This window comes from Siphonobacter sp. BAB-5385 (assembly GCF_002261125.1).
Lineage (GTDB): Bacteria > Bacteroidota > Bacteroidia > Cytophagales > Spirosomataceae > Siphonobacter.
Window position 1 is genome coordinate 1 of the sequence record NZ_NMPS01000021.1, and the last position, 13,786, is coordinate 13,786.

Below are 13,786 nucleotides of genomic sequence, written 5' to 3' on the forward strand. Positions count from 1 at the left end.
TTGCATACGGGGCTAATCACATTGAACCCCTTCAGGGTTGACAGTACACCACGCTCGGCCCCAATTTTTAACCGTTATGGAATGATCGGGGCGAACATGCTTTCGCGTCTGTGACGTGAGTCAATTGCTTCCAGTAAAAAAGGCAGTTTGTCTCCAGCATTCGCTACGGAGTAGCACCTGTAGCTTCGGGTAAATGAGCCTCCTGGGCGTTTTAATACCTGGATCTGTGCATTGTCCAATTCACTAGGCTTAGCATCAGGACAAGGAAGCTAATGCTTTGATTAATGGAACAAAAAAACTCCGCTATCGAAAAGGGATAGCGGAGTAAATCACTCGTAAGTCTTTATTCGTTACCGGGGCCGGCTGGTAGCACCGCCGCCCGTTGCGGGGGCACCGCCCTGCATGCCGTCACCGCCTGACTTGACGTCATCGTTATTGACGGATTTGCCTTTTTTGCGGGGAGCATCCATGGTCATCTTACCAATTTTGTAGCTAAAGGTCAGACGAATGCCCCGCATGAAAATGTGCATGTCCGATAACTGCGTGAATTGAGCAGAACGACGATCGGTACGAATGTTGATGCTCTTGGTCAGGAAGTTTTCACCGGCAATACCAATGCTTCCTTTCTTGTTTTTGAAATCTTTCTTAATCCCCGCGGAGTAGAAGGCAAAGCCACCCGTACGGCCCTGTAATTGCACCTGCGAACCTTGCAGGAAGCCAAAGGCCTGAGCACCCCATCCATTCTTGAACTGAATCTGCGTATTCAATCCACCACCTACGTTAAAACCGGAGTTGCTGACGGGTTCGGAAATACTACTCGAAACCCGGGCCACGCCGCGTAAGTTGGAGTAGAGAATATTCGAGAACAACATGACGTTCCATTTGGAGGTAATGGCCAGGTTACCGAAAATGTTCGTACCCACGGCCCGCTCACTGCCAATGTTCTGATACGTAGTCAGTACGCCACCCGCCAGTGTATCGTTAGCCGATACGACCTGGGTAATGGTCTGATCAGTAAAACGGCCGAAGAAGCTGGCATTCACAAATAACTTCTTAATGTTTTTGCTAACGCCTAATTCCACGTTGTCCGTCAATTCAGGACGTAAGGAAGCGTTTCCGATAGAAATGTTCTGGGGGTTCGCCGCATTGATGTTCGGATTCAATTGCTGAATACCGGGTCGCTGAATCCGACGGTTATAACCCAGTTTCAAGGTTGTACCTTTAAAGCTTTTCGAAACGTTCAAACTGGGTACCAGGTTGCCGTAGTTAGGAATGTTAATGTCGCCGCCTTCCCGGGTACTGGCCTCAATCGTCGTATATTCGTAACGCGTACCGGCCTTGATGGTATACCGATTCTTTGTCGTCAGCGTGTACGAAGCATAGCCACCCGCCACACTCTGGTTGTAATCCAGTGCTCCCGAAGGCTGCCGGGTACTTTGCGTCAACGGCTCTGAACCATTCCCGTACAGATACTGGTAATCGCTGTTTACGGTCCGCATGATTCCCTTGGCTCCGAATTCCAGCATCTGGTTTTTCTTGAGGGGCGTCTGGTAGTCCGTTTGCAGCGTAATTTCCTGGTTCAGGTTGTGGTTGATGTTTTTCTCCCGGTTCAGCATTGCATCCGTGGCATTCCGCTCGATCGCGTCAAAATTGTTGGTCAGGTCATTGCGGCTGTACTGCGTCGAAATGCTCCATTCCTGCTGGGGTTTGTAGGTGTGCAGGTAATCGACGTTCATATCCACCGTACCCGACAGGTTTTTGGTATCCACATCCCGTCGTACCGTACCCGTCAATACGTCATTAATAAACGACTGCGTATTCAGATTCAGGTCATTGAGCATATTCCGGGCACCGTACCGCACGCCCGCCGTAAGCGATTGATTTTTGGCGATGTCGTAGTCAAAACCCAGGTTGTAGTTTCCGAACAGGCCGCTGTTGACCCCGTCGGTAGTCTGGTAGGTACGTGTCGAACCGTTGTCTCGGAAGTTCGTCTGATCGTTGAAGCCCTGTAGTTTCAGGTTATAGTTAGCCCGGCCAAAGCCACCCAGGTTAAAACCGATTTTTCCTTTGCGGTAGTTTCCGTTCAGCGATAGGTTGGAACCCCGGTTACCCACCCCGGCGTCTACGTTCAGGTTAAGACCTTGTAGCGTATTTTTCTTCGTGATAATATTGATGATTCCGCCCGATCCTTCCGCATCGTACTTGGCCGAGGGAGAGGTAATTACTTCCACCGTTTTGATCATATCCGCGGGAATTTGCTTGAGAGCATCCGCTACGCTGCTGGCAACGATGGTACTGGGCTTGTTGTTAATCAGAACCCGTACGTTCCGACTGCCGCGAAGGGAAAGATTTCCTTCCAGATCGACCGTCAGCATGGGTACTTTCCGCAGGCGTCGGCGGCGTCGCCACCTTTCGCCATGATGTCTTTTTCGGCGTTATACACCAGTCGGTCTACTTTTTCTTCGATGAGTTCCTTCTGGCCCGTAACGGTGACTTCCTCCAGCGTTTTGGTTTTGGAAGAAAGCTTAATCACCCCCAGATCAAGGTCCTGACCTTTGGTAACGGTTACACCATCAACAGTTTTGGTTTCGTACCCGATGAAGGTGATCAGAAGTTTGTAGTCGCCAGCAGCTACACGATTCAGGGTGAATTTTCCTTTGTCGTCGGCTACTGTACCGTCTACGGGTTTGTTGGTTGCTTTGTTAACAAGGGCAACACTGGCGAATTCTACGGCCTTGGTAAGGGTGGAATCCACGACAAAACCCGTAATCTTGGAATTGCCTTTGGGCGTGTTGTCGTCGGCTGTACCGGGAATCGCTTTTCGCTGAGGAGTAACGCCCCCCATCGGAAACTGAGCCCAGGCCGTTTGAAGGCCAAGAAGACAGGTGAGAAGAAGTAAAAGCTTTTTCATGAGATGAAATTTCAAATGTGCTAAGGGGGATTTTCCCGTGCTCGTACCGGGAAAAATCAATGATGTGGGAGATCGGTAAGGAGTTGCAACCGAACGAATGCTCAAAAATACGGACGTATACGTGTGAGGTGCCCCGGTTTTGGGAACAGAGGTACGTAGAATAGATGTATGGCAGATTAAACCTTATGACTCAAAAGGCAGGATAAAAAATGAAGCGGGGCAAGGGGTCTCTTCCTGTAGAAAACCCCTTGCCCCGAATAGTATAAAGGTAAGTCAGAATTACGTACGCCGGCAGACGAATTCACCATTGCCAATTGGTACCGTCAGACAGTCCCACTGCTCATCCGCCAAGGCCCGATCCATCATGGGTTTAATGCCTTCGTATTGATCAATCGCATTATCTGCGACAATCAATCCACCTTTGACTACGCGAGGAGCCACGAGCTGAAAACAGGGCTCGTACAGATTCTTTTCGGCATCCAGAAAGCAAAAAGTAATATCGGACAGGGAGGTACCGAGGCTAAGAAAATCACCGGGAATGAGTTCGATAAAATCCTCCATACCCGCCAGACGAAACGTTTCGCGGGCCATCTCGCACTTTTCCGGGTCGAGTTCAAACGTTTTCACCCGTTGGCCTCGTTCGCGGGCGGCCAGGGCCAGCCAGAGCGTGGAGTACCCGGCACTGGTACCGATTTCGATCAGTTCTCCTGACGGAGCGTTGGCCGCTAACAGAGCCAGAAATTGCCCGGTTTCTTTGCTAATCTGGCGTAAGCGGCGGGAACGGGGTGTTCCATCCGTCCGATCCATGCGGTCCTGATTTTCCAGCAGGGCCATGCGTTCCAGGGCTTGTGAAGAGAAGTTTCGGAACATAGTAACTGTCGGTATAGTCGCTACATGCGTTATAAACGTCTTAAACGAAAACTTCCCGAAAGTTTTGAAGCTTTCGGGAAGTTGAAAAGGGAGGTATTACAAGGCTCCACTTTTGATTTCTTCGACCACATTGGGGTCGAGCAGGGTGGAGGTGTCACCGAGGTTGCCGGTATCGCCTTCGGCAATTTTGCGAAGAATCCGTCGCATGATTTTTCCCGAACGCGTCTTGGGTAATCCGCTGACAAACTGAATTTTATCCGGTTTGGCAATGGGTCCAATCACGCGGGATACGGTTGCCAGAATATCCCGGCGGGTCAGGTCTACATCATCGAGCGGTTCTTCCGTAATGATATACGCGTAAATGCCCTGACCTTTCACGTCGTGCGGATAACCGACTACGGCACTTTCCACCACGCCCAGGTGCATGTTGATGGCATTTTCGACTTCCGCCGTACCAATGCGGTGACCCGATACGTTCAGTACGTCATCGACACGACCCGTGATGCGGTAATAGCCGTCCTCGTCCCGCAGACAACCGTCACCCGTAAAGTACAGGTTCGGGTAGGTACTGAAATACGTTTGCTTGCAGCGTTCGTGATCGCCGTAAGTCGTCCGCAGAATACCCGGCCAGGGGAACTTGATACAGAGGTTACCCGATACGCCGTTGCCTTCAATTTCCTTGCCATTTTCGTCTACCAGCATGGGTTGTACGCCCGGCAGTGGCAGGGTAGCAAACGTGGGCTTTTCGGGCGTAATGCCAGCAATGGGTGAAATCATCAGACCACCCGTTTCGGTTTGCCACCAGGTATCGGCGATAGGGCATTTTCCCTTCCCAATGTGATCGTGGAACCAGTGCCAGGCTTCTTCGTTGATGGGTTCACCCACGGAGCCAAGCTTGGTCAGCGATGAAAGGTCTTTGTTTTCAACGTACTGCAAACCAAAGCTCATCAGCGAACGAATGGCCGTAGGAGCCGTATACAGAATATTAACGGAATGTTTATCGACAATATCCCAAAGACGACCCGCGTCGGGGAAAGTGGGAACGCCCTCGAATAGCAGCGTAGTGGCTCCGCAGCAAAGCGGTCCGTATACGATATAACTGTGGCCAGTAATCCAGCCAATATCGGCGGTGCAGAAGTGAATTTCACCGGGCTGGTACTGGAAAACGTTGGCAAACGTATACGCAGCGTATACCATATAGCCACCCGTCGTATGTACCACGCCCTTTGGTTTGCCCGTCGATCCGGAGGTGTAGAGAATAAAGAGCATATCCTCGGCATCCATCTCTTCAGCGGGGCATTCGTTGGTCACGTACTTCTCTTCCTGTTCCCACCAGCGGTCGCGGCCCTTGAGCATGTACACAGGGGTGCGGGTACGGGTCATAACGAGTACCGTTTCCACCGAAGGACAGGTCACCAGAGCGTCATCCACGGTAGCTTTCATCGGAATTTCTTTCGAACCCCGGTATGCTCCGTCGGAGGTTACCACTACTTTACACTCGGCATCGTTGATCCGATCGGCAATAGATTGCGAAGAAAAACCGCCAAAAACCACCGAGTGAACGGCACCGATGCGGGCACAGGCCAGCACGGCAATCGCCAGCTCGGGCACCATGGGCAGATAAATACACACGCGATCGCCTTTCTGCACGCCCTGTTTTTTCAGCACGTTGGCAAAGCGGCATACCCGTTGGTGTAACTGACGATACGTGATTTTTACGGAATCTTCGTGGGGATCGTTGGCTTCCCAAATAATGGCTACCTGATCGCCCCGCTCGGCCAGGTGACGGTCGAGAGCGTTTTCGGTAATGTTGAGTTTACCACCCGCAAACCACTTAATGTCCGGGTCTGAAAAATTCCACTGAAGCGTTTTAATCCAGGGCTTCCGCCAGTAAAAGTTAGACGCAATCTCGGCCCAGAAGCCTTCCGGGTCGTTTACTGACTTACTATATAGTTCTTTGTACTCGTCGAAACTCCGCAACTGGAAGGGGATAGCACTCATGGCTCGTAATCATTTTAGAGGGACTAAAAATAATACCTGAACTGTGCGGCTAAAGTACAAGCAATCGCGGAAGGGATCAAACAAAAGCGGTTTTTCTCGCTAATATACTATAGATAAAAAGGTATTTTACTGATACTCGATTGGGGAAAAGGAAGATGAAAGGCTATAGGTTTAGGCCGTAAGTTCCTGAACTTTGGCCATTAAGTTACGGGTTGAGAAGGGTTTGGTCAGGTACAGATCGGCTCCGTAGGAGAGGCCTTTTTCAATGTCACTCTCTTTACTTTTGGCACTGAGGAAGACAATTTTCGTCTGCCGAAGGAGGGCGGAATCTTTGACCTGCCGACAGACTTCATAGCCGTCCACGCTGGGCATCATAATATCGAGTAGTACCAGTTGCGGTTGCTCCTGGTGGATAATATCGAGGGCTTCGGCTCCGTCGCGGGCAATATATACCTGATAGCCTTCCTTTTTCATCAGGAATTCCAGGGACATGACAATGCCGGGTTCATCGTCGACAATTAAGATTTTCATCATACCACTGAGCGTTAATTCATCACGACGCAAGTCTGCGTTCATCCGGATGATTGATATACCACAACAGGAAAATTGGATTAATGTTCCGCCCGTACCTCCTTTAACAGTGGAATTTGCACTGTAAAACGGGCTCCGGAACCGGGCTGACTTTCCACCGAAATGCTTCCGTGGTGCAATTCTATGATTTTTTTGGTAATCGCCAGCCCTAGTCCGCTGCCTTTGGGTTTGCGGATGGTCTGGTTTTCGGCCTGGTAAAACTTGTCAAAAATGAGTTGCTGGTAATCGCTCGCAATACCGGGACCATTGTCCGCCACCGTTAGCACGTACTGATCGCCAGAGCGGCGGAGCAAAACCTGAATCAGCCCTTTACCACGTTCCGTATACTTAATAGCGTTCGAGAGCAGGTTAATCAGTACCTGCATCAGTTTGTCGCGGTCGGCTTGCAGGGGCGGTAGGGGTTCAGTCAAAGATACGTCGAGGTGAACGTCTTTTTCCAGGGCTAATTGATGGACGGCTTCGACGGCTTCACGAATGACTTCGACTAGTTGAACGGATTCGGTACGCAGAAAATGTTTCCCCGATTCGTATTTCTCCAGATCCAGTACCTGACTGATGAGCCGCGTCAGACGGTCGGATTCGCGAATGATGGTCGAAAGAAACTGATCCCGTTGCTCCATATCCAGCTCCGGATTATCCTGCAAGATTTCACTCAGAGCTTTGATGGACGTAATGGGTGTACGCAACTCGTGGGTTACCGTCGTCAGAAAGTCGTCCTTGAGCCGATCCGTCCGAATCATCTGTTCGTTGGCTTGGCGAAGCTGGGTAGTTGCCCGTTCGAGTTCGGCCTGGTGCTGGCGTAACTGTCGGTTGGTCAAAATCAATTCCTGCGATTCCTTCAGGATTTCCACGACTTCATCTACGGAAATTTTTTCTTCCAATGTCACCGAGGCCACCATCAAGCGGGCCGAAGCTGAGCCAATGACCCCGGCCAGTAGGTTTTCGGCGTAGTTCACTAACTGGGGCGAAGCCCGTTGCCAGTTCAGGTTGATCTCGTTTTCATTGGCAAAGCGTTCGAGCAATTGCGTCGTTCGTTCCTTCCCAAAAAACTGACTCAGTAAGCTTTGTAAATCCGGAATGTAGGCCGTACCCCGCCAGATTGTGGAGCTTTCGATGACTTCCGAGTACTTGAAAATATCCACGAACAGGATCGCCTGATTGTGCTCCATGGACGTCTGTGGCAGGCGAATCGAGAGCAGTACGTACGAAAGCACGTTGATCGATAAGCTCCAGAACAAAGCATGGGAAATGCGGTCGAAGCCTTCCAGTCCAAACAAAGCGGAGGGTTTCAGCAATTCAAGGCCCCAGGGGCCCACCGTATTCAGACTCAGCGGAAAGAAACCAGCCTCGGCTAACATAGGAATCACCAGGGTATAAAACCATACGGAGAAACCCAGAATCAGTCCGACGGTCGCTCCGTAACGGTTGCCCTGTTTCCAGAAAATACCCCCCAGTACCGCCGGAGCCAGCTGAGCCACCGCCGTAAACGATACCTGCCCGATGGATACCAGTGGGTATCGCCCGGCGAGTTTGGAGTAATACAGATACGCCGCGACGAGCAAAAGCAGGATACTAATCCGCCGGGCACCGATTAGAAAACGACCCAGGTTTGGCCCGATCTTGCGGCGAAGCGTCGGTTGCGTCAGGACGTAAGGCATCAGGACGCTGTTACTGAGCATGGTACTCAGAGCGATGGTTTCTACGATCACCATGCCCGTAGCCGCCGAAAAGCCGCCCAGGTAAGTAATCAGAGCCAGCCATTCCTTGTCGAAATACAGCGGAATGGCCAGTACGTAATTGTCGGCATTGACCGTCTGGTTTTGAAAGAGTAAGGCCCCGCCAAACGCAATGGGCAGTACAAACAGGTTTATGACCATCATGTACAGCGGGAAGGTCCAGATGGCTCGGTTGAGGTGACGTTCATCCGTATTCTCCACAACTGACACCTGAAACTGACGGGGTAACAACAGAATATTCAGCGTGGACAAGAGGACGTGCCAGAACCAGGTGCCATAGCCGCCGTTGGGGTCGATGGTAAAAAGTTTGCGTAAGGCAGGCTTATGCGAAGCCTGCGTGAAAATGTCACCAAACCCATTGAAAACGCCGAACGTAACGTAAATGCCTACGAACAGGAAAGCCACCATTTTCACCAGCGACTCGGCGGCAATGGCCGTGACCATGCCTTCGTGCTGTTCGGTTGCCTCAATTTTTCGGGTACCAAACAGCATCACGAAAATGCCCAGACCAATGGCGAGGTACAGCGTTAGGTCGCTGGTGAGTTCTTCGGTACGGGGGAGTTCTGCCAGTACGGCAAAGCTGGTAGAAATGGCTTTTAGCTGGAGCGAAATGTAGGGAACGATGCCAATCAGGCAGAAAAAGGCCACCAATGCCCCCAAGTTTGCCGATTTTCCGTACCGCGAAGCCACGAAATCCGAAAGCGTCGCGATGCGTTGTACCTTACAGATCCGAATGATTTTCCGTAGAATGATCCACCAGAGCGGAGCCGTCAGCGTCGGTCCCAGGTACGTCGATAAAAACTCAACGCCATTGGTAAAGGCCCTTCCCACCGACCCGTAATAGGCCCAGGCCGAGCAGTAGACGCCCAGCGAAAGCGAATACACCCAGGGGTTAGACACCCAGCGGCGGGTGCGGTGGCTACGTTCGGCCCAGTACGCAATGCCAAAAAGTAGTCCCAGGTACATCACCGAGACCGTCACTACCCAGCCACTATTCATGATTTTGTCGGGTCCAGTACCAGTACATCAGGCCTACCAGTCCCAGCCAGCAGGTAAACACATACCAGTAGAGCAGGGGGATACCCATCCAGAGAATGGGTTTATTGAATAAGGAAAGCAGCGGAAAATTAAGAATGAGAGCAAACAGGATACTGACGATGACCAGATATTGCCCCCGAAGCCGTTCGTTCATGGGGTTCCGTTCTTTTGCTCAAAAATAGTACGAGAACGCCAGAGACGGTACAAAAGTGGGATTTTTGAATGAGGACGTTTCGTACAAAAAAGCGGCGGACGCTATTCGCCCGCCGCTCATGTTCGGAGTTTTCATCGAGGTGTTCGATGCATGCGTTCAATTCGTCTGCTCGTCGTACTCGCCCTTGAGGGAATAATACCCAAACAGGATCAGGCCAGCGACAATGATGGGCGTAAGGACCAGCAATACGACCCATCCAAAAATTCGGTCATCGAGCTGCGGACTGGCAATCTTATGCAGGCTGTCTACAATACGGTCATAACCAATGTACAGCCCCAGAGCAATCCAGCAGAAACCGAGTACTTTTTTCAGACTATTCATACTTTTTTTGACGGTTTTAGAGAATTATTGTTGGATACGACTTCTTGAAGATAGATAAATAAATCCAATAATAAAACAAATGGCGGCGACTATTATTGGGTACCAGAGGCCGGCCAGGTAGGCTTGTGGTTCCTGATTGACCGTAGCTTTTTCGACCAGTGCCACGGCCAGAAAAGGAGTGAGTCCCCCAAAGATGCCATTACCAATGTGGTACGGTAAGGACATCGACGTATAGCGAATACGGGTAGGGAACATTTCCACCAGAAAAGCGGCAATGGGTCCGTATACCATGGTCACATAGAGTACCTGAATCCAGATCAGGAGTACCATCGTCCAGTACCCCGCATTTCCCAGGGTTAGCACGTATTTAACCTCAGTTCCTTGTGAATTGTTTAGCGACGTTCTCTGTACCTGCGATCCATCGGTGTAAGAAATCACCTGAGAGGTCGTCTGGTTCTGGATGGAGGTCTGCGTGGAAACTTCGGTTTTGGCGGCTATATCCGTCAAAGCGTACATCTGCTGGTACAGCGGACGGTAGGTGAGAACGGCCAGGGCCATACCGCCGAGAATGATGACCTTTCGACCCCAGCGATCCGAGAGCCAGCCAAAAAGCACAAAGCCGCCCGTAGCCAAGGCCAGAGCAATCGCTACGATTTCGCTGGATTGCTCAAAATCAACGTGACCCACTTTCTGAATGAACGACAAAGCGTAGAACTGTCCCGTATACCAGACCACGCCCTGACCCGCCGTTGCTCCGAGTAGAGCCAGCAGTACCATCTTCAGATTTTCGCGTTTGCCAAAGGATTCCGCCAGGGGGTTTTTGGAGACTTTGCCCTCCGATTTAAGTTTGGCAAAAACGGGTGACTCGTTCATTTTCAGTCGAATAAATACCGATGTTCCTACAAGTACAATCGAAACGAGAAAAGGAATTCGCCAGCCCCAACTTTCAAAATCCTCGACGCCCAATATTTTTCGGGTAGCCACAATGACCGCCAGCGATACGAAAAGGCCCAGCGTGGCCGTCGTCTGAATCCAGCTGGTGAAGTAACCCCGGCGGCCTGGCGGAGCGTATTCGGCCACGTAGGTAGCCGCTCCGCCATATTCCCCGCCCAGGGCCAGGCCCTGAATCAGCCGTAAGAGTAGTACCAGCAGCGGCGAAAGCATACCCCAGCTTTCGTAACCCGGAATCAGTCCGATCAGAAACGTAGAACCACCCATGAGCAGGAGGGTCACCATGAAGGTATACTTCCGGCCCACGATGTCGCCCAGACGTCCGAAGACCAAAGCCCCGAACGGACGTACGATGAAGCCCGCCGCGAATACCGCCAGAGCCGAGAGCAGAGCCGCCGTAGGATTGTCTTTGGGAAAAAATTGGGTCGAGATAATAGCCGACAGGCTGCCGAAAATGTAGAAATCGTACCATTCGATCAGCGTACCAACCGAAGAGGCCGCAATGACGCTTCGCAACGTACGCGGACTGGTGACCGAAGCGGGAGCAAGGGTCTCAGGCATAAGCAATACAATAGGTTTAGAGGAGAGGTACTGAAAATAAAAGATTTTGACCCGGGTTGGAATCATACCTCCCTTTCAGTGTTGTTTACATAAATGGGATTATGACGGGTTTATTTTGTATAGTTCGGGCAAATCGACGGAAATCGCTAGGAGGAAAGAGGAAAAAAATAGTTTTTGCTAAAGCAGCATAGGTAAGAGAAGGAAGCAGGAAAAGAATTAATCTTTAAAGCGTTCCCAGCGAATGACCATGAATTTATCGCCGAGTTCGGTGACGATAACGCCGGAACTCCGCAAGTTATCGCGATTGGCAAAATACTCAGCTATTTCCTTATGGTTCAGAATCTTATAGGTGGGGCGGTACTCTGAATTCTTGGGAATTTTGATCTGGTATTTCTTCACCCAGTTCATAACCGATACGTGACTCACCCCCAGCAATCGTTCGATTTCGCGGTAACTCACGCCCTCGATGTACAACTGTAACGCCTTGATTACGTAGTAGGTACTGATGCCCTTTCCCAGTTTATCGACCGTAAAATGGTACTGACAGGCTTTGCAATGGTACCGTTGGCGATCTTTGATTATACCCGATTTGGTAACATTCGACGAATCACAGCGAGGACAATTGGGAGCAGTCATAAGTAGCATATATTCAGTTTAGCAAACATATAGCTAATTAGCAAAGAAAGAAACCGGGCCGAGCTTTTTTTTGACAGAAGCGGAAAGAAAAGCGGTGAGTACTCGTCAGTCACGGACGCATTCCGTAGCGAAGCAAGCTAGGCATATAGCGTACGAAAGGAAAGCGTAGGAATCGCGTAAGCAGAAGGGTTGAGTTGGGAAGTTTCGCCCGTACCCAAGTAATCAACCCTTGATCTACTTCGCCGTTTATTACGAACGTAACTAGCTAAAAAAGCCTCCCTGCGGGCAGAGAGGCTTTTTCTTATTGGTTGATGTACTGAAGCGTACATTTCTGAGGCTCGACCGATACCACTGTAAACTCGCCGTCGGTAAGGGCATCTTCCAGGGAAGTACCACCCGTAACCACGTATTTCTCGTGGCGTTTGATAAACTCCTGTAGTTTTACGGACGACACATAGTCCTTTAGCCGCACGGATCGTGTTGAATTCACGAGTGAAGCATCGGGTACGGCTAAGTCAGCCGGGATACTGAGTGTATTATTCGTCGGCTTGTCCATGCTACCATAGGTAAAGAACACGCTCGGAAACTGTAATTCCAGGGTCGGAGTAGACATAAGGATTTGTTTTTAAGGGTTGGTGGGATGGATGGGGTAAAAAGTGTGCCAATTACAGAAGTTGTTCGCACCAATTAAGGCCGACTACACCAAGAACAAGGGAAGCGAGAAGGTGGCCAGCATCGAGCAGGAGAACGCCACGCACCTGAGCGATACCGTGGACTACTACGTCATATGGAAGTACAGGGGCGGCACTGGCTACAGTGAGAGCGGGTTCGACATAGATTTCCTTTAATGGGCTCCAGACTTAGCCGACTGAACCGACCGGGCCGACTGAGCCGCGACGTAGAACCGACCACGTGGCGGCTTGGTCGGCCCGCCAACTTTTCAAGGGGTACCCACCCCGCCGACCGACCGACCCAGCCCGAAATCTCAATTCAGCAATTCGAGAAAATCAAAAATGGAAATTTCCAAAATGTTATAGGGCGGGCGGAAAAAAGGGGTGTTCTATCTTTTTTTATTTTATTATATATTTAATCTTCTGAAAACCAGTATGTTGAGTTTGTTTTTGTGTAAAAAAAGGTGCAACTTTTATAACCTGTTCATATCTAATGGTTTAACTATTAACATATGATTAAATATTAGAATGCCTAAAGTGATTTTAATCCAACATTTTTATAATTTAGTGGTAACCACACATCTATACTTACAAATGAGAAATATTTTATTCGTCTTCTTTCTATTACAACATGTTCTGGTTTTTTCTCAGGTACATGTTAAAGGATACCTTCGAAAAGATGGTACCTATGTACAACCTCATCAGAGATCAGTACCAGATGGAAATCCATATAACAATTATAGTTATCCAGGTAATGTAAATCCACATACTGGTAAAATAGCTACTGGTGATCCCGATAAATATTTAGAGAAATACAATAATGGTAGAAATATTTATAATGAATTTAATGAAAAAATATACCGTGATATAACTTCAAATAATCTTGACAATAATTTAGATGGTAATAAGAAAAATATAGATCAAGAATTGAAATTAAATCAATGGTTAGATTCTATAGATATTAATATTAAAAATAATTATAAACCAAAATCAGGTAAGCATTATAGTGAATTTGACATAATGACTTTAAGTAAAAAATATGATAAAAAAATATCTTACTATAACAGATTTAGCTTTAATTATTTGTACAATATTGAAAATATCTTATTTAAACTTGGAATATTGGACAAGGATGAGGTAGATGGAGAGATAAATTTCGTAACTATTGAATCAATTATTGAGTTTCAAGATATGTTTAATGTTAATCCTGATGGTTTGGTTGGCAAAGAGACATTTTACTATCTTTATAGTTTTATAAGAAGTGGTTGGTTTAAATGGATTTAAT

13 protein-coding genes are annotated in these 13,786 nt (G+C 49.1%); 2 read left to right on the forward strand and 11 right to left on the reverse strand.

The window, feature by feature from the left end; genetic code table 11:
- Positions 1-350 precede the first annotated feature (350 nt).
- The 11 genes from BWI93_RS01465 to BWI93_RS01510 all read right to left on the reverse strand — a co-directional run bounded on the left by BWI93_RS01465 (position 351) and on the right by BWI93_RS01510 (position 12,443).
- The gene (locus tag BWI93_RS01465) at positions 351-2,375 is read right to left on the reverse strand and encodes a TonB-dependent receptor (RefSeq protein ID WP_369679076.1); all 2,025 of its coding nucleotides are present in this window, start codon (positions 2,373-2,375) and stop codon (positions 351-353) included.
- Positions 2,369-2,911, reverse strand: coding sequence for a carboxypeptidase-like regulatory domain-containing protein (locus BWI93_RS29325; RefSeq protein WP_369679077.1), 543 nt, complete (start codon positions 2,909-2,911; stop codon positions 2,369-2,371). The genes BWI93_RS01465 and BWI93_RS29325 overlap by 7 nt, the downstream gene beginning before the upstream one ends.
- A gap of 279 nt (positions 2,912-3,190) precedes the next feature.
- On the reverse strand, positions 3,191-3,781 hold the full coding sequence (locus BWI93_RS01470) for an O-methyltransferase (RefSeq protein WP_094808399.1): 591 nt from the start codon (positions 3,779-3,781) through the stop codon (positions 3,191-3,193).
- A gap of 96 nt (positions 3,782-3,877) precedes the next feature.
- Positions 3,878-5,782 carry an acetate--CoA ligase gene (gene acs / locus BWI93_RS01475; RefSeq protein WP_094808400.1) on the reverse strand — a complete coding sequence of 635 codons (1,905 nt, stop codon included), beginning with the start codon at positions 5,780-5,782 and terminating at the stop codon, positions 3,878-3,880.
- Positions 5,783-5,953: 171 nt separating this feature from the next.
- Positions 5,954-6,316 (reverse strand): response regulator transcription factor, encoded by a 363-nt coding sequence (locus tag BWI93_RS01480; RefSeq protein ID WP_094808401.1) that lies wholly within the window; start codon positions 6,314-6,316, stop codon positions 5,954-5,956.
- A 77-nt stretch (positions 6,317-6,393) separates the two neighbouring features.
- Positions 6,394-9,108: a sensor histidine kinase gene (locus tag BWI93_RS01485; RefSeq protein ID WP_094808402.1), complete on the reverse strand. Its 2,715-nt coding sequence runs from the start codon at positions 9,106-9,108 to the stop codon at positions 6,394-6,396.
- Positions 9,101-9,301, reverse strand: coding sequence for a hypothetical protein (locus tag BWI93_RS01490; protein ID WP_094808403.1), 201 nt, complete (start codon positions 9,299-9,301; stop codon positions 9,101-9,103). The genes BWI93_RS01485 and BWI93_RS01490 overlap by 8 nt, the downstream gene beginning before the upstream one ends.
- A 156-nt stretch (positions 9,302-9,457) precedes the next feature.
- Positions 9,458-9,682, reverse strand: a complete 225-nt coding sequence (locus tag BWI93_RS01495; RefSeq protein ID WP_094808404.1) for a DUF6814 family protein — start codon at positions 9,680-9,682, stop codon at positions 9,458-9,460.
- A gap of 24 nt (positions 9,683-9,706) precedes the next feature.
- Positions 9,707-11,194 carry an MFS transporter gene (locus BWI93_RS01500; protein ID WP_094808444.1) on the reverse strand — a complete coding sequence of 496 codons (1,488 nt, stop codon included), beginning with the start codon at positions 11,192-11,194 and terminating at the stop codon, positions 9,707-9,709.
- A gap of 216 nt (positions 11,195-11,410) precedes the next feature.
- Complete coding sequence (locus BWI93_RS01505; protein ID WP_141217312.1) at positions 11,411-11,839, reverse strand: helix-turn-helix domain-containing protein; 429 nt, start codon at positions 11,837-11,839, stop codon at positions 11,411-11,413.
- 292 nt (positions 11,840-12,131) lie between these two features.
- Positions 12,132-12,443, reverse strand: a complete 312-nt coding sequence (locus BWI93_RS01510; protein ID WP_094808406.1) for a hypothetical protein — start codon at positions 12,441-12,443, stop codon at positions 12,132-12,134.
- Positions 12,444-12,504: 61 nt separating this feature from the next.
- On the opposite strand from BWI93_RS01510, the gene BWI93_RS27585 reads away from it, so the two are divergent.
- Positions 12,505-12,678, forward strand: a complete 174-nt coding sequence (locus BWI93_RS27585; protein ID WP_176454095.1) for a hypothetical protein — start codon at positions 12,505-12,507, stop codon at positions 12,676-12,678.
- 417 nt (positions 12,679-13,095) lie between these two features.
- Positions 13,096-13,785, forward strand: coding sequence for a peptidoglycan-binding protein (locus tag BWI93_RS27590; protein WP_176454096.1), 690 nt, complete (start codon positions 13,096-13,098; stop codon positions 13,783-13,785).
- The last annotated feature ends 1 nt before the right edge of the window (position 13,786 follow it).

Excerpts from the sequence above, each read along its gene's own strand:
- BWI93_RS01485 (WP_094808402.1), bottom strand. The coding sequence starts at position 9,108 with ATGAATAGTGGCTGGGTAGTGACGGTCTCGGTGATGTACCTGGGACTA.
- BWI93_RS01500 (WP_094808444.1), bottom strand. The coding sequence starts at position 11,194 with ATGCCTGAGACCCTTGCTCCCGCTTCGGTCACCAGTCCGCGTACGTTG.
- BWI93_RS01465 (WP_369679076.1), bottom strand. The coding sequence starts at position 2,375 with ATGCTGACGGTCGATCTGGAAGGAAATCTTTCCCTTCGCGGCAGTCGG.
- BWI93_RS01480 (WP_094808401.1), bottom strand. The coding sequence starts at position 6,316 with ATGATGAAAATCTTAATTGTCGACGATGAACCCGGCATTGTCATGTCC.
- BWI93_RS27590 (WP_176454096.1), top strand. The coding sequence starts at position 13,096 with ATGAGAAATATTTTATTCGTCTTCTTTCTATTACAACATGTTCTGGTT.
- BWI93_RS01495 (WP_094808404.1), bottom strand. The coding sequence starts at position 9,682 with ATGAATAGTCTGAAAAAAGTACTCGGTTTCTGCTGGATTGCTCTGGGG.
- acs (WP_094808400.1), bottom strand. The coding sequence starts at position 5,782 with ATGAGTGCTATCCCCTTCCAGTTGCGGAGTTTCGACGAGTACAAAGAA.
- BWI93_RS01470 (WP_094808399.1), bottom strand. The coding sequence starts at position 3,781 with ATGTTCCGAAACTTCTCTTCACAAGCCCTGGAACGCATGGCCCTGCTG.
- BWI93_RS01490 (WP_094808403.1), bottom strand. The coding sequence starts at position 9,301 with ATGAACGAACGGCTTCGGGGGCAATATCTGGTCATCGTCAGTATCCTG.
- BWI93_RS29325 (WP_369679077.1), bottom strand. The coding sequence starts at position 2,911 with ATGAAAAAGCTTTTACTTCTTCTCACCTGTCTTCTTGGCCTTCAAACG.
- BWI93_RS01505 (WP_141217312.1), bottom strand. The coding sequence starts at position 11,839 with ATGCTACTTATGACTGCTCCCAATTGTCCTCGCTGTGATTCGTCGAAT.
- BWI93_RS01510 (WP_094808406.1), bottom strand. The coding sequence starts at position 12,443 with ATGTCTACTCCGACCCTGGAATTACAGTTTCCGAGCGTGTTCTTTACC.